At 47.2% G+C, this 22,225-nt stretch carries 20 protein-coding genes; 8 read left to right on the top strand and 12 right to left on the bottom strand.

The genetic code is table 11. The annotated features are described in order from the left end of the window. The first annotated feature begins 45 nt into the window (after window positions 1-45). The 3 genes from GJR95_RS09065 (at window position 46) to GJR95_RS09055 (ending at window position 3,251) form a co-directional block, all read left to right on the top strand. Entirely contained in the window at window positions 46-450 is a 405-nt protein-coding gene (locus GJR95_RS09065; RefSeq protein WP_162385564.1) for a hypothetical protein, read from the top strand. An 85-nt stretch (window positions 451-535) separates the two neighbouring features. Beyond that, complete coding sequence (locus GJR95_RS09060) at window positions 536-1,792, top strand: metal-dependent hydrolase family protein (RefSeq protein WP_162385563.1); 1,257 nt, start codon at window positions 536-538, stop codon at window positions 1,790-1,792. A gap of 178 nt (window positions 1,793-1,970) precedes the next feature. Beyond that, on the top strand, window positions 1,971-3,251 hold the full coding sequence (locus tag GJR95_RS09055; protein WP_162385562.1) for a citrate synthase: 1,281 nt from the start codon (window positions 1,971-1,973) through the stop codon (window positions 3,249-3,251). Between the two features lie 84 nt (window positions 3,252-3,335). On the opposite strand, the gene GJR95_RS09050 is transcribed toward GJR95_RS09055, so the two are convergent. The 4 genes from GJR95_RS09050 to GJR95_RS09035 all read right to left on the bottom strand — a co-directional run bounded on the left by GJR95_RS09050 (window position 3,336) and on the right by GJR95_RS09035 (window position 8,124). Next, window positions 3,336-4,589, bottom strand: coding sequence for a DUF3667 domain-containing protein (locus tag GJR95_RS09050; RefSeq protein ID WP_162391634.1), 1,254 nt, complete (start codon window positions 4,587-4,589; stop codon window positions 3,336-3,338). Window positions 4,590-4,768: 179 nt separating this feature from the next. Further along, the gene (recA, locus tag GJR95_RS09045; RefSeq protein ID WP_162385561.1) at window positions 4,769-5,863 is read right to left on the bottom strand and encodes a recombinase RecA; all 1,095 of its coding nucleotides are present in this window, start codon (window positions 5,861-5,863) and stop codon (window positions 4,769-4,771) included. A gap of 393 nt (window positions 5,864-6,256) precedes the next feature. After that, on the bottom strand, window positions 6,257-6,736 hold the full coding sequence (locus GJR95_RS09040; RefSeq protein ID WP_162385560.1) for a hypothetical protein: 480 nt from the start codon (window positions 6,734-6,736) through the stop codon (window positions 6,257-6,259). A gap of 146 nt (window positions 6,737-6,882) precedes the next feature. Beyond that, window positions 6,883-8,124 carry an ABC transporter permease gene (locus GJR95_RS09035; protein ID WP_162385559.1) on the bottom strand — a complete coding sequence of 414 codons (1,242 nt, stop codon included), beginning with the start codon at window positions 8,122-8,124 and terminating at the stop codon, window positions 6,883-6,885. Window positions 8,125-8,417: 293 nt separating this feature from the next. On the opposite strand from GJR95_RS09035, the gene ggt reads away from it, so the two are divergent. Then, window positions 8,418-10,223, top strand: coding sequence for a gamma-glutamyltransferase (gene ggt / locus GJR95_RS09030; RefSeq protein WP_162385558.1), 1,806 nt, complete (start codon window positions 8,418-8,420; stop codon window positions 10,221-10,223). Between the two features lie 42 nt (window positions 10,224-10,265). Here ggt and GJR95_RS09025 read toward each other — a convergent pair whose 3' ends face one another. The 8 genes from GJR95_RS09025 to GJR95_RS42055 form a co-directional block, all read right to left on the bottom strand. Beyond that, window positions 10,266-10,856 carry a DUF4142 domain-containing protein gene (locus tag GJR95_RS09025; RefSeq protein WP_162385557.1) on the bottom strand — a complete coding sequence of 197 codons (591 nt, stop codon included), beginning with the start codon at window positions 10,854-10,856 and terminating at the stop codon, window positions 10,266-10,268. 164 nt (window positions 10,857-11,020) lie between these two features. Beyond that, window positions 11,021-11,920: a flavin reductase family protein gene (locus tag GJR95_RS09020; protein WP_162391633.1), complete on the bottom strand. Its 900-nt coding sequence runs from the start codon at window positions 11,918-11,920 to the stop codon at window positions 11,021-11,023. A gap of 32 nt (window positions 11,921-11,952) precedes the next feature. After that, a complete protein-coding gene (fahA, locus tag GJR95_RS09015) occupies window positions 11,953-13,137 on the bottom strand; it encodes a fumarylacetoacetase (protein WP_162385556.1) in 1,185 nt (394 codons plus the stop codon). 72 nt (window positions 13,138-13,209) lie between these two features. Further along, entirely contained in the window at window positions 13,210-13,647 is a 438-nt protein-coding gene (locus GJR95_RS09010) for a MarR family winged helix-turn-helix transcriptional regulator (protein WP_162385555.1), read from the bottom strand. A gap of 83 nt (window positions 13,648-13,730) precedes the next feature. Continuing rightward, window positions 13,731-14,456: a phenylalanine 4-monooxygenase gene (gene phhA, locus GJR95_RS09005; RefSeq protein WP_162385554.1), complete on the bottom strand. Its 726-nt coding sequence runs from the start codon at window positions 14,454-14,456 to the stop codon at window positions 13,731-13,733. 85 nt (window positions 14,457-14,541) lie between these two features. Further along, complete coding sequence (gene hppD, locus GJR95_RS09000) at window positions 14,542-15,663, bottom strand: 4-hydroxyphenylpyruvate dioxygenase (RefSeq protein ID WP_162385553.1); 1,122 nt, start codon at window positions 15,661-15,663, stop codon at window positions 14,542-14,544. Between the two features lie 37 nt (window positions 15,664-15,700). Next, window positions 15,701-16,891 (bottom strand): homogentisate 1,2-dioxygenase, encoded by a 1,191-nt coding sequence (locus tag GJR95_RS08995; protein ID WP_162391632.1) that lies wholly within the window; start codon window positions 16,889-16,891, stop codon window positions 15,701-15,703. Window positions 16,892-17,630: 739 nt separating this feature from the next. Next, complete coding sequence (locus tag GJR95_RS42055) at window positions 17,631-17,816, bottom strand: hypothetical protein (protein ID WP_232541130.1); 186 nt, start codon at window positions 17,814-17,816, stop codon at window positions 17,631-17,633. Window positions 17,817-18,509: 693 nt separating this feature from the next. On the opposite strand from GJR95_RS42055, the gene GJR95_RS08985 reads away from it, so the two are divergent. The 4 genes from GJR95_RS08985 (at window position 18,510) to GJR95_RS08970 (ending at window position 22,169) form a co-directional block, all read left to right on the top strand. Continuing rightward, window positions 18,510-19,049 (top strand): RNA polymerase sigma-70 factor, encoded by a 540-nt coding sequence (locus tag GJR95_RS08985; protein WP_162385552.1) that lies wholly within the window; start codon window positions 18,510-18,512, stop codon window positions 19,047-19,049. A 77-nt stretch (window positions 19,050-19,126) separates the two neighbouring features. Then, window positions 19,127-19,798, top strand: coding sequence for a hypothetical protein (locus GJR95_RS08980; RefSeq protein ID WP_162385551.1), 672 nt, complete (start codon window positions 19,127-19,129; stop codon window positions 19,796-19,798). A gap of 9 nt (window positions 19,799-19,807) precedes the next feature. Then, window positions 19,808-21,028, top strand: a complete 1,221-nt coding sequence (locus GJR95_RS08975; RefSeq protein ID WP_162385550.1) for a DUF4374 domain-containing protein — start codon at window positions 19,808-19,810, stop codon at window positions 21,026-21,028. A 157-nt stretch (window positions 21,029-21,185) separates the two neighbouring features. Further along, window positions 21,186-22,169, top strand: a complete 984-nt coding sequence (locus GJR95_RS08970; RefSeq protein WP_162385549.1) for a PDDEXK nuclease domain-containing protein — start codon at window positions 21,186-21,188, stop codon at window positions 22,167-22,169. Window positions 22,170-22,225: the final 56 nt, after the last annotated feature.

Genomic DNA, 22,225 nt, shown 5'->3' with positions numbered 1-22,225 from the left:
CTGTTATCTTCGTTGTTCTTAAAAACAGCCTGAGAAAACAGTTTTATGCGTAATCCATTCTTTTACATTTTACTCCTTGTGCTGGCCGTGCTTGACGGCTGGCTCCTGGCACACCCCAATCTGATTGGTCAGGCTGGGGTGTTCTTTTTTGATTATACAGCGATCGAAACCTTTCCGAAAGCGATCGGTTCGGTTGCTCTGGTTATTGTAGTGTCCCTTCTGATAACCTGGATTGCCGGACGGTTTAGCCAGCCACTGGCTATCGGTATAACCGTTGCTTTATTGGCTGCATCTGTCTACTATCTGTTTCAGAGCTTTACGCAATATAATACAGGCGTTTACAAGCTTACCGGAGCGGGTTTTCGAGCTGGTGCTATTTTGCTGCCGGGATTAGTCGTTCTCGTATTTGGAAAGGGTGCGTGGGATGCAATTAACAGAAAGCATAGTTAATCGATCAATAACAGATAGGTAGTGGTAAAGAGGAGTCAAATGGCTCCTTTTTGCGTATTTTTGGTTTTACTATGAACCTTACTTCATGAACAGACTCTATCTTCTGGTTGTATTCTGCTTACCTGGTACTCTTTTCGCTCAAACAGCCTATTTATTGCGTCCCGACCGTGTTTTCGATGGTGAAACCATGCATGAAGGTTGGGTCGTACGGGTAAAAGGCGATAAGATCGAAGCGGCTGGCCCTTCTTCTTCGGTTTCAGCAAGCGGGGCCGATGTGTCGGTTGTCGACTTAAAAGGCGCAACCTTATTACCCGGCTTAATTGAAGGCCACTCCCATCTCTTGTTGCATCCCTACAACGAAACAACCTGGGACGATCAGGTATTGAAAGAGGCCAGGTCACTGCGGGTAGCGCGGGCCACAGTTCATGCGCAGAAAACGCTCATGGCAGGTTTTACAACCGTGCGCGATCTGGGTACTGAAGGTGCCGATTATGACGACGTAGGACTCAAACAAGCCATTAACCAGGGCATTATTCCTGGGCCACGGATGATCGTGGTTACACGTGCGCTGATCGCAACGGGCAGCTATGCCCCCAAAGGTTTCAGTGCCGATATCGATGTACCCCAGGGAGCCGAAGAAGCCGATGGACATGATGCGTTGATTCAGGCTGTTCGGCGGCAGATTGGTAAAGGAGCTGATGCCATAAAAATATATGCCGATTACCGCTGGGGACTCATGGCCGAAGCCCGGCCGACCTATACTGTTGATGAAATTAAGCTTATTGTCGAGGTGGCTAAAAGCAGTGGTCGCTCGGTAGTGGCGCATGCCAGTACCGCCGAAGGAATGCGCCGGGCTATTCTGGGTGGTTGCGAAACTGTAGAACACGGAGACGCTGGCACCCTCGACATTTTTGCGCTTATGAAACAACATGGTACTGCTCTTTGCCCAACGCTGGCCGCTGGTGATGCCGTTAGCCAGTATCGTGGTTGGAAAAAAGGCCAGGACCCCGAGCCTGCGCGTATTCGTGAGAAGCGTGTAACGTTTAAACAGGCGCTTGATGCGGGCGTAACGATCTGCGCCGGGGGCGATGTTGGTGTGTTCAGCCATGGCGACAATGCCCGTGAATTGAGCATGATGGTCGATTATGGAATGAAACCACTCGATGTGTTGCGATCGGCTACGTCGGTCAATGCCGATGTGTTTCACCTGGCCGACCGTGGGCGGGTTAAGGCGGGGCTACTGGCCGATCTGGTCGTTGTGGAGGGCGATCCAACAAAAACAATTGCCGATTTACGTCGCGTTCAGGCAGTTATGAAAGGGGGTATTTTCTATAAACAATAGAGAAAAACTTATTGTGCTTTCTACCTGTTACATTTTAATACAAAGGTAATGCGGCTTTTTTCACATAATTTCATCCGCCGTTTGGGTTTTTGGCTTAATTTCGCCCGGCATGGACGTGCTCCGGTGCTCGACAGGCTCCTAATTCGATATTTCTGAATACTCTACCCTGATTTTTTGTATGGCCAACACTGCTGAACTTACTGTCGATGGTAAATCGTACCAATTCCCGACATTTGAAGGAACGGAACACGAAAAAGCCTTCGACATCTCCAACCTCCGTGACCAAACCGGCTACGTTACCTTAGACCGGGGCTATAAAAACACCGGTGCCACAAAGAGCGCTATTACGTTTCTAGATGGTGAGCAGGGCATCCTGCAATATCGGGGCTACTCGATTGAAGACTTAGCCGCCAAAGCGTCGTTTCTGGAGGTTGCTTATTTGCTTATCTATGGTGAATTACCCACCAAAGAGCAATATGCTCAATTTGAAAACGGTATCCGTCGTCATACTCTCGTTAATGAGGATATGCGGAAAATCTTTGACGGGTTTCCGGTCAATGCCCACCCAATGGGTGTTTTATCGTCACTGGTGAGTGCCATGAGCGCTTTCTATCCTGATTCGCAGGACGAAAAGAATGATCCGGCTCTGCATATTGTGCGGTTGTTAGCCAAACTGCCAACAATTGCTACCTGGTCGTATAAGCGGTCGTTAGGGCACCCGACCAATTATCCCAAAAATAACCTCGACTACATTCCGAACTTCCTGAATATGATGTTCGCTCTGCCAGTAGAGGATTATAAAGTAGATCCAGTTGTCGCTGAAGCGCTGAACGTTCTGCTTATTCTGCACGCCGATCACGAACAAAACTGTTCGACGTCAACCGTACGGCTTGTTGGTTCGTCACAGGCAAATATCTATTCGTCTATTTCGTCAGGTATTAGTGCATTATGGGGCCCATTGCACGGTGGTGCCAATCAGGAAGTCATTGAAATGCTCGAAGCCATCAAAGCCGATGGTGGTGACGTCAGCAAGTACGTTGATATGGCGAAAAATGCCAAAACAACGGGCTTCCGGCTCTTTGGTTTCGGTCACCGCGTTTATAAAAACTTCGATCCCCGTGCCCGAATCATCAAGAAAGCTGCCGATGACGTGTTGAGCAAACTCGGTGTCAATGACCCGGTTCTGGAAATTGCCAAAGGTCTGGAAGAAGCGGCTCTGCACGATGAGTACTTCATCCAGCGTAAATTGTATCCGAACGTTGATTTCTATTCTGGAATCATCTATCGGGCGCTGGGCATTCCAACGAATATGTTTACGGTTATGTTTGCCATTGGTCGTTTGCCCGGCTGGATTGCGCAATGGAAAGAAATGCGTGAACAGAAAGAGCCAATCGGACGCCCTCGTCAGATTTATACCGGGGCTACACTCCGGGAATTCAAGGCGATCGACCAGCGTTAATAAAGGGAGCCAAAACGGACTCCATCTATTTACAGGAAAGCCCGGCTATACAGCCGGGCTTTCCTGTTTTTATGACCTTAAGGTTTAAAAGGTAAGCAGTCCAACACCGAAGGAGCCGATCAGAAAAATCGTTGCGACAAACCAATACATCACACTGAGCAAGAGAAACTTCAAAATGGTTTTACCCCATGATTGCTGGTAAACCCGTTTTAGCGAGAGTAAAAAATACAGCCAGCATACCCATAACGTCCAGCCCAGAATGGAAGTAGTTACTGTTGGGTTTACGTAATAAGTAGAGAGTAACACTACTGAAAAAATCAGGAAGAGTACGGTATGAATGTGGACAGAAAAGATCAGGTGCTCATAATAATACCGCCCACGTCGGAAATAGATTAAAAGCAGAAGAACGGCAACAAATGGCATAAGAACAAACATGACAACCGAGAGATTCTTCGTACTGGCGTGCAGAAACTTCTCTGTATTTTCGCCTTTACCTAAGTGTGCGAGTTTGCCCTGTCGCCGATAGAGCTTTCTCATGAACCAGTTTGGCGTGTCGCCTTCGGCCCGAATGAGCGAATCTATCTGAGCATCGGGCATGTGGCTTAACTTCTCTTCATATTCCTCTCGTTCGGCATCTGTTTTAAACTCTTTGGTACTGAGGGTGGGTCCAAAACTAAACGACACTTTTGGGTTGGCCGGAACAAGCTCAATTAACTCCCGAAGCTTAGCCCGGTTCGAGTCTGCCAGGGTTAGGTTAGCTTTGGTCAATAATGAATCCAGCTGGTAGGGTTGAAGCCGTTTAATACGACGCGATGTTCGGGCCAGACCCACCGAATCCACCAACGTATTAAAGTCGATCCTGGTCGCTATTTTGTGCAGACCATGACTATCCAATAAGCTGTCGTTGTTTATGAGCCCCTCCAGATCAATCTTTATTCCAGTGTCACGATCAGTCGTGTCAGCCTCTGTTTGATCGGTAGAAATCCCATTCATCCGCCTGATACGTTCCTCTAACTGATGATCAGCAAATTTGCCGATCAGGAAAAAAAAGATAACGCTCACAAATACATACAACCTTGCCGGTGGTACATACCGTGCTCGCTTCCCTTCCAGAAATTCGGCGGTCATTTTCCCCGGACGCGTGAAAATTGCTTTTAATGAGTTCCACAATTTATTGTCGAAGTGGGTGATACTTTCAGCAAACTCATAGAAAATATGGCCAAGTGGCAGTTTGACTTCGTGGTTTTCCTGACCACAGTTCGGGCAGAAATTGTCTTCCGGACCTAAGTCTGTGCCACAGTTAGGACAGACGGTGAGTTTGTTGTGATGATTCGACATTGCCTGGTTGCTTGGTTGAGGCTGGTGTATCAGCAGCCACATCCGGGTGGGTGTGTAGGCGAACTAATGCGTAAACCGGGCAGCCATAAAACCTTCCGATCTGGATACTCACTTGCAAAAATAAAAAAAGAGGTGGCCGAGAAAACCCAACCACCTCATTCTACAAAGAATAATAAAACTTAATCGTCAATTTCGCCTTCGTCGTCGGCTTCAGTAGCTGCAAGAACCGGATCGATCAGGGCTTCCTGATCATCAGCGATTTTTGCCCGGATTTTTGCTTCCAGTTCAGCCATCAGTTCGGGGTTATCGAGCAGTAACTCCTTGACGGCATCACGCCCCTGTGCAAGACGGCTAGTGCCGTACGAGAACCATGAACCCGACTTTTTAACGATCTCCATTTCAACAGCCAGGTCAAGAATTTCGCCAACTTTTGAGATACCCTGACCATACATAATGTCGAATTCAACGACTTTAAATGGAGCCGCCAATTTGTTTTTAACGACTTTCACTTTAGTCCGGTTACCCACAACGTTATCGGCGCCTTCTTTGATTTGGCCAATGCGACGAATATCGATCCGAACCGATGCGTAGAATTTCAGGGCGTTACCACCGGTTGTTGTTTCAGGGTTACCGAACATCACACCAATCTTTTCGCGAAGCTGGTTAATGAAAATGCAGCAGCAACCTGTTTTATTGATCGTACCGGTCAGTTTGCGCAACGCCTGCGACATCAGTCGTGCTTGCAGACCCATTTTGCTTTCGCCCATTTCGCCTTCGATTTCGGCTTTTGGTACGAGTGCGGCTACGGAGTCAATAACGATAATGTCGATGGCACCCGAGCTAATCAGGTGTTCAGCGATTTCGAGGGCTTGTTCGCCATTATCAGGTTGCGAGATAAGCAGGTTTTTCGTGTCAATGCCGAGCTTTTCAGCGTAGACCCGATCAAAAGCATGTTCAGCGTCGATAAATGCAGCCAGACCACCCGCTTTCTGTGCTTCGGCGATGCAGTGCATCGTCAGCGTGGTTTTACCTGATGATTCAGGGCCATATATTTCAACAACTCGCCCACGCGGCATTCCACCAATACCCAATGCCAAATCAAGCCCTAGCGAGCCCGTCGAAATGACAGGAACATCTACGACTTTGCTTTCGCTCAGGCGCATTACAGTGCCTTTCCCAAAAGCTTTATCTAACTTTTCAATAGTGGTTTGCAGAGCCTTTAACTTGTTGTCATGAGCAGATGCTGTGGCTTGCGCCGTATCTGATTTTGCCATGTTAGGATGGTTGTTTTAAACAGATAAAATTAACCAAAATTGCCCGGATTACCAAACGGTTTTTTGAAATAGTTGGGGCTTGTTGACGCGTTTAAAAAGAGATTTTATTGCTGAATTTTATAAGCTACTATTGATATAGATTTAAATAAAGTGTCTACTTGTTGATTGTCAGCTTATAAGACTGCTTTTGCTTCTTTTAGCGATGAGAGACGGCTAAACGCAAGCCGTCATTTCTGATTTAGTTACTGTGCATGCCTGGCGTAAGTTATTGGAAATCTTATCATAGGCTCTTGTAATCAGGATTGGCGGCCATAATAAAAACTATCTGAAAATAAAATCGGACGTACCCATTATTAGGGTACGTCCGATAGTAACGATATGAAACGAAGAAACTTAAATTGTAGAATCGACAGTGGCCGATTGTGGCTGCGGTTGAGTTGGTTGAGGCTGCTGCGGAGTGGTTTGCTGTCCACCCGGATAGGCTGGATTCGTACCGTAAGGCGAAGGGGGAGGGCCCACCACTTCTAAACCGGTGATGTAGTATTTTGTCTCGCCATTCCACGGAAATTTCAGGATCTTTTCTTCGTAGTGGAGCGTAACGCGCTGCCCGGTTTTCACTGCGTTGGTAATCTGTTTCGCTACCGCTTCATCTTTAACAGAAAAATCGAAGTACTGCGGAGTGAGTGAGCCTGTTTCGCCGGAGAATCCGCCAACATTGAGAACACCTTCATAGGTTTTAAAAAGATAACCCCGACGGCTAAATTTAGAGATCGTACCGGCTCGTTCTCCATCGCTGAAACTCCAGCCGGTAAGTGCATACAGAACACCAAAAACAACTAATAAAAATAACAGGAAGTACAGTAACCCTCGCATGGACTTGTTTGGTTAAGTTGCGGTTTTATACCGTGCAAATAGACGAAATTTTTGTATATGTTCAGTAAACAGAACGGAGTCGGGCAGGAATTGTTCGTAAAAAGGCTGCTGACTGACGGTGGGAAGCGCCAGAAATATCCTTAAACTTACTTGGCCCGGATTGCAATAACAGGATCGAGCCGGGCCGCCGAAAAGGCAGGGATGATGCCTGACAGAATACCGATCACGCTCGATACCCCTAAGCCCAGTATGATGTTGCCCGCTGTCAGGTGGAGTTCCAGACTGCCTAACTGCATAAAAGAAAGCAGGTACACCAGCGCTATGCCCGCCAGGCCACCGACTAAACTTAGCAGAACAGCCTCGAATAAAAACTGGAAAAGAATAAAGTAATTCTTGGCGCCCAGCGATTTCTGAATGCCAATAATGTTGGTTCGTTCTTTCACACTTACGAACATGATATTGGCAATGCCAAATCCACCAATCAGAATAGAAAAGCCGCCAATAACCCAACCCGCCACGGTTAATACTGCAAAAATGCCGCTAATGGCCTGTGCAGCCGCTTCAGGTCGGTTAATGGCAAAATTATCATCCTGGGTTGGGCGAACGCCCCGTCGGGTACGTAACAAGCCCTTAATTTCGCTTTCCAGTTCGAGCAGCCCTTCGTCGTCATCGTATCCTTTAACCGCAATATCGATACTGGGGTTAATTGAATGGAACATTTTTGAAAATGCGCCGTATGGAATGAGGCATTTAATGTCGGGGTTGCCGCCAAAATTGACAAGGCTTTCGCCTTTCTTCTCCTGAACGCCAATAATGGTAAAGTTCATGCCATTTATCTTGAACGATTTACCGACAGGTTCTTCAGCAGGAAACAGATTCTCAGCCACATCAGCGCCAATAATGGCTACGTTGCGGGCCACATCAATTTCCTGTTGGGTGAAGTAGCGCCCACTGGCGACCTCCACCTCAGAAATTTTATTGTACTCGAATGTCGTTCCCTGAATCAGCGACATCATGCTGTTATTGTTGTGCTTGACCGTAATTCGGCCTTTAAAATCCATCGCTACTATAGCCTGCGCATTTTCGAGCTTGTCGGCCAGAAATTTATACTCCTTAAAGGATGGTTCGGGGCGCTGAAAATACTTCCACCACTGGTATTCACCTTCAAACGACCACGGCCATTTTTGTACATAAACGACCTTATCGCCGATAAAAGAGAGACTATCCTTGATATTTCGTTCCAGTGAATCGACCAGCGTAAAAACGGCAATAATCGCAAAGATCCCGACGGTTACGCCCAGCAGTGAGAGCGTTGTGCGAAGGAGATTGGAACGCAGGGCCTGCCACGCAAACCGAAAACTTTCTAATACCTGACGAAGAAACCGCATGGTGTTTTATGGTTCTGGCAGACTTTAATCTGGTGAGAGTAACAAAGAAATAAATAAAATCCTTCCCTGCCCAATCATTTCGGACAAGTACAAGATTCTGACGGATAAATGGTTGCCACTAATCGTAAATCGTGCTTTCGATTGCATGTTGCGTTAACAGATTTCTTTGAAACGATAGCGTCGGCTGATTCGAAAATGTGCTTTTAGCAAGCAGCTTGTTTGCCGACATAACGCGCTCAGATAAAGCAATTTTTGTAGTTTAGGGGTTTACAACCGCCTAACCGGACCCCCGTATGAAAAAAAATAGTATTTATTATCCTTCCCTAATACTGTTTGCCCTTGCTGTTGCTTCCTGCAAAACCCAGGCTCCATCTACTACGTCCAGTTCAAAAATAGAGCAGAGCCAGGGAGTTTATCAATACCGCGACGAAGACCCAACCGTAAAGCCATTTTTCTCGGATCGGCAAGGTGTTATTGGGCGGAATGGTATGGTTGCCTCCGCACATCCCGAAGCCTCTCAGGTAGGTCTGGCTATTCTGCAAGCGGGCGGTAATGCGGTCGATGCTGCTGTGGCGATTCAGTTTGCCCTGGCTGTCGTATATCCCGGAGCAGGCAATATTGGGGGGGGAGGATTTATGGTGTATCGGGATAACGCAGGAAAAGCGTATACGCTCGATTATCGCGAAAAAGCTCCTGGTAAGGCCAGTCAGAACATGTACCTCGATTCGCTTGGCAATGTTCGGCAGGGACTAAGCATAAGTGGCCATCTGGCAAGTGGCGTACCCGGATCGGTAGACGGTATGGCCGAGGCTCACAAACGGTTCGGCAAATTACCCTGGAGCCAGGTAATACAGCCTGCTGTTGATCTGGCCGAAAAAGGCTTTGCGCTCACCGAACGGGATGCATTAGGTTTAAACCGAATCAAACCGGATCTGAATACGATAAATCCTGGCAAAACATACTTCCTGAAAAGCACAGTGCCAACAGACACGGTCACCTGGCATAAAGGAGATGTATTTGTTCAAGCCGATCTGGCTAAAACGCTGCAACGGATTCAGGGGCAGGGGCGGGCCGGATTCTACGAGGGCGAGACAGCGCGGCTGATTGCCGAAGAAATGCAGCGCGGGAAAGGCCTGATTACTGAAGAGGACCTTAAAAATTATCATTCCGCCTGGCGCGACCCGATTCAGGCGAAATACAAAAACTACAACGTTATCACGATGCCACCGACTTCCAGTGGGGGTGTAGCGCTCGTGCAACTGATGCGTTTTACAGAACCCTATCCGTTGCGTAAATGGGGCTGGAATCGTGATTCAACGGTGCAGGTCATGATTGAGGCTGAACGTCGCGTATATGCCGACCGGGCCAAGTTTTTAGGTGACCCCGATTTTGTGAAAGTGCCGGTTGACAAGCTAATGAGTCCGGATTATCTCAGCACGCGCTGGACTGATTTCTCGTTTGCTAAAGCAAGCGATAGTAAAACCGTAAAAGGGGGCATGATTCCCGGCTACGAAAGTCTCGAAACAACTCACTTTTCGATCGTCGACAAAGAGGGCAGTGCCGTCAGTATTACCACAACGCTCAATGGTGGTTATGGAAGCCGGGTTGTTATCGGTGGAGCTGGTTTCTTCATGAATAACGAGATGGACGATTTCAGTGTTAAACCAGGCGTTCCGAATATGTTCGGATTGATTGGCAATCAGGCGAATGCCATTGCGCCCAACAAACGAATGCTTTCGTCCATGACACCAACTATTCTGGAAAAAGATGGTAAGCTATTTATGGTGGTAGGAACACCGGGCGGATCAACCATCATAACCTCGGTTTACCAGACTATTCTGAACGTAATCGAGCACGGAATGACAATGCAACAGGCCGTCAATGCGTTGAAATTCCACCATCAGTGGCTTCCCGATAAGACTACATTTGAGAATGGGGCTTTCTCCGATGCTACCGTTCAGGCCCTGCAAAGTCGTGGCTATATACTCGAAAAACTGACGAACACCCTTGGTCGAATGGATTGTGTACTGATTCGTCCCGATGGTTCGTATGAAGGTGCATCGGACCCACGAGCCGATAATACCGCAAGAGGATATTAAAAGTCAATAGCGCGGGCGATCGGTGATCGCCCGCGCTATGGGTTAGTCCAGTACATTTTTCAATTGCTTGGCTTGCTTTTTATGTTTCTCGTCGTCGTCTAAAAGCTTTCTGGCGAAGGTTTTGACGGCATCATTAGGGGCGTGATCGCGGAGGTCGTCGGCAGAATCGAGTGCATCATCGTTCACGCTGATCATATTTTCGAGGTATTGTAAATCGAATTCAGTACCAGCCTTCATACCGGTTAGTTTGCCTAAATGGCCGTTGCTTTTGTCGGAGAGCCCGGTTGGCAGCGTGACGTTCATTTGTTTGGCAAGTGATTGCAGATTTTTATCGTCTTGCTGGTGATCATTCATGACCCGTTGCGCATACGCTTTCACTTCGGGATTGGTGGCTTTTTTGAGCGCAACCTTGCTCAGTTCGAATTCGGTCAGGCTACTATTGGCCAGCTCGACCATATTTTTACTGACACCTTTCGCTTCTTCTTTCGCATCATTGCTGACCGCGATAGCCTGTTTGTCAATTTTGTCGTTGTTGATTTTCTCGGCTTTTTCTGTGTTGTCGCTGCTCGATGAGCATCCATACGTGAGCATGAGGCCGACGAGTACTATTGAGAGTGAGGTAGTGGGTTTCATGGTGTTGATTCTGTTTTGTTGTTTTTAGGGCTTTCGCCAGGAGTCGTCGCGTGGAGCCGTGCCACGGTTACTCATATGCGCAAACAAACCGTGGCACGGCTTCACGCGACGGCTCCTGGCGAAAGCCCCGGTTTTATGACAACTCACTTTCAGTGCTCTTGTTTTTAGGGCGCTTGCAGCAATGTCAGCCAGGCGTCTTTAACCTTGTTATCTGCCAGCAACTGTTTCGCTCGCAGGTGCAATAAATCCGGCAAATACTGGCAACCGTAGCGTGCTTCATCAATTAACTCCTTCAATTGGTCTGATGCTCCGAATGCGCTTACTTCGTCGGCAGTTGGCAGGGCTATGAAACTGCCTAATTTGCCCAGATCGTTGCCCGACAGAATCGTGCTATTCCGAATCGAATGAGGAATCTGATCGATACCAATACCGATTTTAGGGCGGGCCACTTCAAAGAGTGCGTCGCCATGAGCGCGGGCGTACCAATCGCCACCCATCCGACCAATCAGGTCAAGGCGATGGGGATCAATGGCACCGGCTTCATTGAAAATCGTGTCGTGAATATGCGCCATCACGACTTCACAAATGACCAGATAGCCCGCGCCGGGAGTCTCATGAGCGGGCCGTTCATTCGTTGGAATAATCTGCCGGACTATACATTCGAATGCTGCCGGTGATTCGGCAACTCTGGGTGGACGAACCTGATCGGAGGGAATCGCCGTAAAGCCCGCTTTATCGAACTCATTGATACCGCGCTCAAACTCCGCACTAGCCAATGACACCTGCTCAACCATTGCGTAGTTGACTATATTGATGACCACTTCGCCAACTTCTTCCAGATTCAGGAGCGTGTGTTTTTTGTGGCCATGCCGGTTAATACTCGGGGCAAAAACCAGTGTGGGTGGGTTATACCCAAATACGTTGAAGAAACTGAACGGACTAAGATTGACCTGGCCTTTAGCGTCGATAGTGCTGGCAAATGCAATTGGGCGCGGGCCAATCGTGCCGATCATATACCGATAGAATTCGCTGGGTTGCAGATCGGCCGGATTAATGGTTTTGATCATGTCGGGATATGAATGGTAGGTCAATAAGACTACTGCTGTTTTTGGCTAATCGTTCCTGACACCTCGCCCAAATCAACCCGAATCCCTTCAGCAAAGCCCCATCCTTGTAAAATCAGGCTGTCGCCGTCCTCTAAAAACGTACGTGTCGTTTGGGCTGACAAATGTAAAGGCCGCGTACCATTCCAGCTGAGTTCGAGCAGTGAGCCGTATGAGCCGGGTGTAGAACCCGAAATAGTGCCCGTAGCCAGCACATCACCAATGTTGAGGTTGCACCCACCCACCGTATGATGAGCAATCATTTGCGCAAAGCTCCAATACAAATTCCGGGCGTTTGTGCGGCTAATCACGACGGCGTCGCCAGCCGCTGTGCGCAAAATGACTTCTAACTCTAGGTCAAAGTGAGAGGCTTTTGCACAGCGTAGATAGGGGAGAGGAATTGGTTCCTGCTGGATGCCCGTAACACGAAAGGATTCGAGGTCGTCGAGCGGAACAACCCAGGCAGATAGGCTCGATGCAAAGTTTTTTCCCAGAAATGGCCCTAGCGGCTGGTATTCCCAACGCTGAATGTCGCGGGCCGACCAGTCATTAAAAAGCGTAAGGCCGAAAATGTAGTCTTCGGCATCATCGACAGCGATGGAATTGCCTAGTGCATTGTTTTTGCCGATAATAAGCCCCAGTTCAAGCTCAAAATCCAATGCTTTCGACGGGCCGAAAACAGGCTGATTATCCGGGCCTAAATACTGCCCATTCGGTCGCTGGATAGACGTGCCGGATACCACAATGGAGGAGGCCCGTCCGTGATACGCCACCGGTAAGTGCCGGTAGTTGGGCAATAGCGGTTCGGCATTGGGCCGGAACATACGACCGACATTTTCGGCGTGGTGAATGCCCGCATAAAAATCCGTGTAGTCGCCAATACGCACGGGCAAATGCATCTTTGCGCGCGATTCGTCAATGAAAACCTGCTCGTAAACGTCTTTGAAAGCAGCGTTTTCATCACTCAACAACTCATTCAGGCGTTGTCGAATAAGCCGATGTCTTGGTTTTCCTAAAGCAATAAACTCATTCAGAGCCGGTTGGGCGAATACTGCCGGATCAATAGTCAGGTCATTAAAATAACCCAGTAGTCCGACTACTTCGAGGTCAAGAATTCGGCTGCCGTGTTTTAATCCTACGCGGGGCGAAGCAATATCGTAACTGAAAATGCCGTACATCGTGTCTGAGCCAATTTTCAGATTGTTTTCTGTAAATAATCCTGCCAGCTAATCAGGAGATTATTCCAGACTTTACTCACTGATGTTACTATAAATTGAATCCATGATCCGAACGAAATGCTGATAATCGTCGTCGCTTAAGTCGCCCCAGCCTTTTCGTCGCATAGCCGACACAACGGGCAGTACCTCGCTGTATTTGGCTTCACCGGCTTCGGTTAAATAAACCAGAAACTTACGCCGGTCGTTATCGGCCATGCGCCGTTCGGTCAGGCCCTTTTGCGAGAGAAGGTCAATGATTCGGGTAACGGTTGGGGCGTCTTTGGTTGTCATTTCCGAAATCGTGTTCTGACTAATGCCTGGATTACGATAGAGATGGTCAATGACAACCCACTGGTCCACCGTCAGCTCAAATCCAGCGTCGTTAAATTGCTTCTGGAGCGCATTCCTGATTTTCTTGATGGTGGTGTCAATTTTAAAAAAGTAGGCCCGGTTATCGGAGGGATGCGTCATCGGCAAATGTTATTGGTTAAAAATTATCCTTACAGAATCAATGGTAAGGATGCCCTAATAACGCGAAGCTAATGACAATAACGTTAACTGACTAATAACCCTTCCAGCGTCGCTTCGATTTCAGGAACTGAATGATACAGTTGCTCGTAGGAGTCGATAATAAAATACTGCATCTGGAAGTGGTCGATGATGTACGGTGTCCGGAGTAAGGTATCGACATGGTAGGGCAGCCGCTTCGGTTCACTGCTATACAGGCTATAAGTCGTTTCGCCAACAGACGATAAAATACCGCCACCATAAATCCGAAGGCCGTCCGTTTCCTGAATCAAACCAAATTCAACAGTATACCAATACAATCGGGAAATCATGTCAATCGCTTCTTCATAATCCACAAACCGCAGGGCAATGCGGCTCAAAGCGGCCAGGAAATCGCAGAAGGCCTGATTCGATAGCATCGGAACATGGCCAAACGTGTCGTGAAACATATCCGGTTCGGGCAGGTATTCCAGTTGATCACGCCGACGCAGCCAGGTCGTTGCCGGAAAGTTTCGGTTAGCCATCAACTCAAAAAACGCGCGGTTTGGTATTAAGCCCTTTACGGCACAAACCCGCCAGCCCGTCAGCGGTTGCAATCTTGGATTTAAATCACGGTCAAAATCAGGTATCCGGTCAGGCCGAAAACCCGTTGCCGAAATACCGTCCAGATAAGCCTGACTGGCTTTTCCCGGTAACTGCGCCATCTGCCGCTCGAACAACAGCTGCCATACCGCCTGATCGTCGGGAGTATATTGTGAATAGGTCTGGAACATGGTGAGTGATTAATTGATTGAATGATTAAATGATTGAGTGATTAGGCCTACTCGATCATTCAATCACTCAACCATTCAACATTAGTTACAACGTTCCCCGCATGGCCTGTTCGCGCTCGATGGCTTCAAACAGCGCTTTGAAATTGCCCTTTCCGAATGATCGGGCTCCTTTCCGCTGAATGATCTCAAAGAATAAGGTAGGACGGGGACAAACCGGCTTCGTGAATATCTGGAGCAAATAACCCTCGTCGTCTCGGTCAACCAGAATTCCCAACGATCGTAACCGGCTGATTTCTTCGTCGATAGGGCCTACCCGTTCGGCCAGATGGTCGTAGTAGGCATCGGGAACGGTCAGAAATTCAACTCCACGATCGTGCAGCGCCATGACGGTCTCAACAATGTTGTCGGTTGCTACGGCGATATGCTGAATACCCGGTCCGCCATAAAAATCCAGATACTCCTCGATCTGGGATTTCTTCTTGCCTTCGGCTGGTTCATTGATCGGGAATTTCACGCGCCCGTTGCCATTGCTCATGACCTTGCTCATGAGGGCTGTGTAATCCGTTGAAATGTCTTTGTCATCGAACGAAACAAGTTGCTGAAAGCCCATTACATCATGGTAAAAGTTCATCCAGACATTCATTTCATTCCAGCCGACGTTCCCAACCATATGGTCTACGTATTTTAACCCGACATTAGCTGGATGGTAATCGGGAGTCCAGGATTCATAACCGGGCAGAAATACGCCTTTATAGTCATTCCGTTCCACGAACACATGGATCGTGTCTCCATAGGCATGAATACCCGACCGCACCACATACCCGTGGGCATCCTGTTCGCGGGTTGGCTCCATAAACGCTCTGGCCCCCCGCTGAACGGTTGCTTCGAAAGCACTGGTCGCATCATCGACCCATAAGGCAACCACACGAACGCCATCGCCATGTTGGTCCAGATGTGTTCCTATTGGAGTATTGCCGTGCAAAGGAGACGTTAGAACAAGCCGGATTCTATCCTGTTGCAATACAAAGGATTCCCGATCTTTCAGACCCGTTGATAGCCCTGCATGGGCAACGGGCTGAAAGCCGAACGCTGTCTGAAAATAGTGTGCAGACTGACGGGCGTTGCCAACATAGAGTTCAATATAATCGGTCCCGTTGAGTGGCAGAAAGTCGGTTGTTTGAGGTACTAGAGTTTCTACTGCTTCCATTGTCTTTGTTGATTGATGTGTCATACCGGTGGCGTCGCTACAGGTCCAGCCATGATTTATAATAGGTCCCGTCATCAAGTTTCATCGCCTGTTCGGTGAGCATCAACGGGCGAAATGTGTCGACCATAACGGCGTATTCCTGCGTTTCTTTCTTGCCGATGCTGCGTTCCATGGCTCCCGGCGCTGGTCCGTGTGGAATACCGCCCGGATGTAGCGTAATGTGACCCGGTGCGATGTCGTTGCGCGACATAAAATCGCCATCCACGTAATAAATGACTTCATCGGAGTCAATATTGGAGTGGTTGTAGGGGGCCGGAATAGCCTTTGGGTGATAATCGTACAGACGCGGAACGAACGAGCAAACCACGAACGAATCGGTCTGAAACGTTTGATGCACAGGCGGTGGCTGATGTACGCGGCCCGTTATGGGTTCAAAATTTAACATAGAAAAACTATACGGAAAGTTATAACCATCCCATCCCACGACATCGAACGGATGGCTGGCGTAAACCAGCGAGTGAAGCGAACCTTGTTTTTTGATTTTTATCAGGAAATCGCCCGTTTCGTCATGTGTTTCCAGGTTGGCTGGCCGAACGATATCGCGCTCGCAGAAAGGCGAATGTTCGAGCAATTGCCCGAATTGGTTTCGGTATCGTTTAGGCGTATAAATCGGGGAATGAGATTCAACATACAGCAGCCTGGGCTGATGCTGTTCAAGATCTGCTGTATCAAATTCGATCTGGTAAATGGTTCCGCGCGGAATAACCAGGTAGTCACCGTATTGGAATGGGATTGAGCCAAATAGAGTCCGGAGTTTTCCTGATCCCCGATGCACGAACAGCATTTCGTCGGAATCGGCGTTTTTGTAGAAGTAGTCTGTCATCGACTGTCGGGGCGCTGCCAGGCCGAAAATCAGGTCATTGTTGATCAGCAGGGGAACCCGGCTATCCAGAAAATCATTAGCGGGTTCAATCTTAAAGCCAATCAGTTTGCGCGACAGCATATTTTTCCCCACTGCAACTTTTGGGGTGACATCGACGCTGTCGAGCATTTCACGAACCATCGTTGGCCGATGAACGTGATACAACAGTGACGACATTCCCTCGAAACCTATCGTACCGAACAATTGCTCGTAATAAAACCCCGAAGAGCTTCCAGACGGGGCAGTTTTCTCAAACTGCGTATGCCGTTTAGGGGGAATCTGGCCGAGCGTATGATAGAATGGCATAGGGTCTGGCAAACCGCACCGCTTGGCTGGTAACTGGTCAGCTGAGCGCAGCAAGTCGTTTGTTTATTGATGAACTAATATACTTGTTAAGGCAATTATTGTTTTACATACAATTATAACGCTAAGAACCTAAAATTGTATGTTATTGAGAAATAATTTTCTTAAAAACTGATTTGGCGGATAAGTCCAGTGATAAAGCCGTTAAAATTTTAGGGGAAGGTTATAAAAGGGGCCTTTTGATCTGGGCTAACGGATAGGGCGAACTTTCCATCAACCCGGAAGTGGGAGACATTGGCTAGAGGTCGTAGGGCGAAAGGGATAAGTTTGAAAAATAATACGACTCATTCAATTTGCCCACACCCTTTACCTAAACTTCACTCTGGATAAAAAGCCACAAGATTCATTAACTATTCACGCCCAGACTGGGACTTATTCAGAAGTCGTTCGCGGGTAAGATTTGAGTAAATATCGCCAAACGGAGCTGATCGCGAGGTAGGAAATCCAGTTTATATTACTGACAATTCGTTGCGTTCATTACTTTGCTGCAATACTCACTGGGATTAACGCCGAAATGTTTCCTGAATTCTTGGTGGAAATATTTTCGGTCTTCAAGAGCCTGGCGACCAATGTCGTCCTAAAAGCCGACATAAGGAACGGGAATTGGTACAACCTGGATAAGCGGAATACGAATGCTGCTGTTTCGGTCAACATATTTCAATTAGGCATTAATCACGGCAATCTACCCCATAAAATCCGCCAATGGATCAGATGCTAGTCGGATTGGTATTGTCGGACAGCCGATGCTGCTGATGGCTTTTAAAAAAGCGGGGAACTCGCTGATCATCCGCGCCCCATCAGAAACATGGGTCCAGTCTCGATAAACGACTTTGCCGGTTTGGGTATTGAGCCGCGCCACGGTGGCCATCGACGACGATTAATGTGAAGAAAACCTGGTGGCCTCGGAGTGGAAAAGCGTGAACCATACTGGTGGAAAAGAAGCCTTTGGAGAGTAGATTCTTCTTATGGGGATTTGTCGTGATCGGTATTTTTCTCCTCAATATGTATCTAACAAGACAGCATCCTACCGATCGATAGAAGTCAATTCAAATTCTCCAGAATAAACTCGGGTAACAGAAACTAATGATGGGCAAGAAACTCTCTAAAACTAGTGGAAACGCACAAACCTAAAAAAACAATGCCCCACAAGTTTTTGAATTGATCCAGATTTAGAAGCACATCATGGTTGATTTTTCTAAATAATCAGGATAGACTCGCCCAAATTTTCGAGTTTATCCACAATATACAAAGGCATGTTAAAATCATATCGCCTTCTTTGACTCTGGATGCTGTTTCTTCTTTTGGACAATGACACATCACATTGTAAGTGCCTGCACACCTAGAAAAACAAACGTAATGATGGAAAACCACTGACTACTACGTTTGCCGATGCAAAAGAAATTTAAAACCTGACTCAGAAGCATACAATTAAAGTCCTGGCCAATTTCAAAACGTCCTGGTATGCCGGCAACCAGGACATTAATGAGTTGATAAGAATTTATTTAGAATTATTCTACATAAAACAATTGTGGCAGATTATCTTTGCGCATTCTCTAGTTGTATGCCTGAAAAGATACTTTGTACCAATCCTATTAGAATCGATGAACAATCGTTTCGGGAGATGTATTTGCAGTATTGGGAGCAGGTGTTTAACGTTTGTTACAGTAATTTACGCGATGTTGAAGCTGCCAAAGGAATGGTGCAGGATATTTTCAAGTCGCTTTGGGAACGGCGCGATGAGCTGGAAATCACAACATCGGTAGAACGGTATTTACTTCGCTCGGCTAAGTTCAAGGTTTTTGAATACCTGCGAAACAGTAAGATTCGGCAGGAACACACGGCAAAATCAGTGGCTTATGAGTGTGCAGCTGCTAATAGTACCGAAAACGAGGTACTCTATAATAGCTTGAAAGAAAAGGTCAGTCATCTTGTTGATACTTTACCCGCCCAGTGTCAGAATGTGTTTAAAATGAGCCGCGAGCAGGGATTATCCAATAAGGAAATCGCTTCAATGCTTTTGATTTCGGAACGGGCCGTCGAGTACCACATTACCCGCGCCCTGGCAACGCTGAAAACTAATCTTTCTGAATACTTCATCTAGTTTATCTCCACGACTTACGGTTGTTCCTGATTTGTGCTACTTTTACTTAAAGCAGCTATTTTGCCGAAAGCGCATTCATGAAGATTAGTAAGGAACTTATCGAAAAATACCACAACGGCCACTGTTCTCCCGAAGAAATTAAGGCGGTAGAGGCCTGGCTTTTCGATGATGAATTCACCACCGAACCTACGTTACCGTTTCCCTTCGGCGAAAGCAAGACCAGGATTCAGGACGATATGTGGGAAGAAATATCGACGGTGCTTCCCTCCCGGCGAAAACCCACTGTGCAGTTTTTTTTCAGTCCATTCTGGCGGCAGGCCGCTGCTATTCTCCTGCTTGCGCTGGCCGGGCTTAGCGCTTATTTCGTTAAAAATCAGGCTACTGATTCCGGTGTGATTGTCGTCAATAACGTATCGGCAACCACCAATCAAGACCTTCAGGAAAGCGCCTATTCGCTATCTATTGGCCCCAAAAGCAATGTTGAAATCAACAATGAAACGGGACGTATTGAATTTTGCGGTGCCGTGATGATCAACCCCAAACGCGATCTTGAACTAACAATCCAGGGTAGCTGCACCCGACCCGACAAAGCAATCGAGAAAATGACCTTAAAAAAAGGCCAGAATTACATTGCGCTGAACTACGGCAATTCATCCAATGACAACGAGGTCATTATCCTTTCACAAGGTTCTCTCTCCGGTCTGCCACCTTTGATGCAGCGTCACCTTATGCGGCAGTTCAATATCTGAGAAGAGGGTATGAATGAGTTTTCCAGGAACTGTTTCGTTACAGTATTACTTTTTTTTGGCTTAAGTCAAATCATTACCTGTACGCCAGAAAGAGCTGGTGATGAGCGGAATGCAAAGAAAAAATACAGCCTTTATGTAATGATGAAGGATGGAACGGAGTATATCGTTCAAACCGATACGATTGACTCTGGCCATATCGACCCTATCGCTCAGGGCGCCCGAGTAACTCCTTCCCGAATTTTTTATGAACTGATTGTTCATAACAACAGCTACTACCGACTCAGCTGGAAGAACGGCCAATTCGTACGGAACACGATTATAAACAAGCAGTACGCCCAAACTGACTCGATTCAGTTAACGGGTACCTGGAGTGTTGACAACTACAACTGGCTCGGCGACACGCTACTGATCATGGGGCACGACTCCCAACATTCGAAAGCACGGTACGCTAAAATTACCTTTGATCCGATGAAGGCTATGGAGGGAGTGATTGACCTTCCGGCTCCAGCGAACGGGTTTAACTCCATGTCTATTGGTTTCTCTACGTTTTTGAACGGCAACCTGTATTTGGGGTATACCTATCACAAATCCGACTTAAACCGCTACACCACCAGTGATACGTTGTACGTAGCCGAGTTAACCTATCCCGGTCTAAAAACCATCCGCACCTTTACCGATACCCGCTCGACCTACCCTGGTGGCGTCAATACGCGTCAGTCACATTTCTTTACGGACGAGAAGGGTGATTTCTATTTTATTTCCTGTCCGGGTATTGCGTTGGGCAACAATGCGTTAAAGCCGACCGGCATTTTTCGCATCAATAAGGCAGACGGAGCACTCGATCCAGATTACTTTTTCAATCTCTCAGCTTCACCCATTCATAACCACGGTTACGGATTCTGGTACATCGGGAATAACAAAGCGATTGTCCGTACCGAACGGAAAGGCCTTTTTAAGGGGATGCAGGATCATTACCTGGTTCCGCATTTCGATTTTTACGTACTCGATCTGGCCAAACAAACGACGGTCCGTCTTGATCTCCCGCTCGATAAAGGAACGGCCCGCAATTGCATCCTGGTTGAAAAGGGATTGGTCTATATTGCTGTCAACCCCAACTCAGGTGGCAACTACATCTGGATTTACGATCCTAAAGCCGGTTCGCTACGTAAGGGTCGCCACTTCGACGACCAGGTTGATTACATCCTGCGGCTAGACCGGCTGAACCCTTGACAGGGTAATATTGCCGAGTAGTACAAATTTCGTAATGCGCATTTTGTACTTAAATTGCGTCAATTGGCATGTTATGGCAATAGTATAACAAAACAATACGCAGATTGACAACGACAAACGCTTTAATCCAGCGAATAGCGCATAATTCGAATTGTGAGTGAATATACAAATCGACAAATCCTTTTTTGAAAGTATCAGACAGTTACTGCTAAAGGCGCAAACTGGCATTGTCAAACAGGTCAACCACATTATGGTCCAGACCTATTTTGAAATGGGGGAACAGATTGTGGAGCAGGAACAGCATGGCCAGCATACGACAGATTATGGCTCGTATGTTTTAACCGAATTGTCCAAACACCTTAATGCTGAATTTGGGAAGGGTTTTTCGAGGAGAAATCTTGAACTGATTCGTAAGTTTTATATCACTTATAAGAATGCGAAATCGGTGATTTCGCAAAGTCTCAGCTGGACGCATTACATCCATTTGATGCGTATCGACAACGAAGATGAACGAAGCTTTTACCAGATAGAAACTGAAAACAACCAATGGAGCGTGCGTGAGCTGGAAAGGCAAATCAACTCCGGATTATTCCAAAGGCTGCTCGTCTCCAAAGACAAAAACAAGGTAAAAGACCTAGCGCTCACCGGACAAATATTAGAAAAACCGCTGGACGCGATCAAAGACCCTTATGTTCTTGAGTTTTTGAACATGAGCGAACAAAGCACTTACTCCGAATCGCAATTAGAGCAAGCATTGATCGATAGGCTCGAACATTTCTTATTGGAATTAGGCAAAGGCTTCACGTTTGTAGGACGACAGGTACGATTCACGTTTGAGGAAGAGCATTTTCGGGTAGATCTGGTGTTTTATAATCGTTTACTAAGGTGTTTTGTGCTAATCGACCTTAAAATCGGCAAACTCAAACATCAGGATTTAGGCCAGATGCAAATGTATGTGAATTACTACGACCGGTACGTTAAGACAGAAGATGAATTGCCCACTATTGGTATCATCCTTTGCAAAGACAAAAAAGACGCCATAGTAGAGATCACCCTGCCTAAAGACAACAAACAGATTTTTGCCAGCAAATACCTGTTGTATCTTCCAAATGAAGAGGAACTGAAAAGATTATTAGAGTAATCCAACTCAGGTGGCAACTACATCTGGATTTACGATCCTAAAGCCGGTTCGCTACG

The sequence above is a fragment of the Spirosoma endbachense genome, from assembly GCF_010233585.1.
GTDB lineage: Bacteria > Bacteroidota > Bacteroidia > Cytophagales > Spirosomataceae > Spirosoma > Spirosoma endbachense.
The sequence above is the reverse complement of the archived record's forward strand: the minus strand, read 5'-3'. Positions and strand labels throughout refer to the sequence as shown.

Coding starts and splice junctions, on each gene's coding strand:
- ggt (WP_162385558.1), top strand. CDS start 8,418: ATGAAAAAAAATAGTATTTATTATCCTTCCCTAATACTGTTTGCCCTT.
- GJR95_RS08980 (WP_162385551.1), top strand. CDS start 19,127: ATGAAGATTAGTAAGGAACTTATCGAAAAATACCACAACGGCCACTGT.
- GJR95_RS08975 (WP_162385550.1), top strand. CDS start 19,808: ATGAATGAGTTTTCCAGGAACTGTTTCGTTACAGTATTACTTTTTTTT.
- GJR95_RS08985 (WP_162385552.1), top strand. CDS start 18,510: ATGCCTGAAAAGATACTTTGTACCAATCCTATTAGAATCGATGAACAA.
- hppD (WP_162385553.1), bottom strand. CDS start 15,663: ATGGAAGCAGTAGAAACTCTAGTACCTCAAACAACCGACTTTCTGCCA.
- fahA (WP_162385556.1), bottom strand. CDS start 13,137: ATGTACGGCATTTTCAGTTACGATATTGCTTCGCCCCGCGTAGGATTA.
- GJR95_RS08995 (WP_162391632.1), bottom strand. CDS start 16,891: ATGCCATTCTATCATACGCTCGGCCAGATTCCCCCTAAACGGCATACG.
- GJR95_RS09025 (WP_162385557.1), bottom strand. CDS start 10,856: ATGAAACCCACTACCTCACTCTCAATAGTACTCGTCGGCCTCATGCTC.
- GJR95_RS09060 (WP_162385563.1), top strand. CDS start 536: ATGAACAGACTCTATCTTCTGGTTGTATTCTGCTTACCTGGTACTCTT.
- GJR95_RS09010 (WP_162385555.1), bottom strand. CDS start 13,647: ATGACGCATCCCTCCGATAACCGGGCCTACTTTTTTAAAATTGACACC.
- GJR95_RS09040 (WP_162385560.1), bottom strand. CDS start 6,736: ATGCGAGGGTTACTGTACTTCCTGTTATTTTTATTAGTTGTTTTTGGT.
- GJR95_RS09050 (WP_162391634.1), bottom strand. CDS start 4,589: ATGTCGAATCATCACAACAAACTCACCGTCTGTCCTAACTGTGGCACA.
- GJR95_RS09055 (WP_162385562.1), top strand. CDS start 1,971: ATGGCCAACACTGCTGAACTTACTGTCGATGGTAAATCGTACCAATTC.
- GJR95_RS09035 (WP_162385559.1), bottom strand. CDS start 8,124: ATGCGGTTTCTTCGTCAGGTATTAGAAAGTTTTCGGTTTGCGTGGCAG.
- recA (WP_162385561.1), bottom strand. CDS start 5,863: ATGGCAAAATCAGATACGGCGCAAGCCACAGCATCTGCTCATGACAAC.
- phhA (WP_162385554.1), bottom strand. CDS start 14,456: ATGTTCCAGACCTATTCACAATATACTCCCGACGATCAGGCGGTATGG.
- GJR95_RS42055 (WP_232541130.1), bottom strand. CDS start 17,816: ATGGCCACCGTGGCGCGGCTCAATACCCAAACCGGCAAAGTCGTTTAT.
- GJR95_RS09065 (WP_162385564.1), top strand. CDS start 46: ATGCGTAATCCATTCTTTTACATTTTACTCCTTGTGCTGGCCGTGCTT.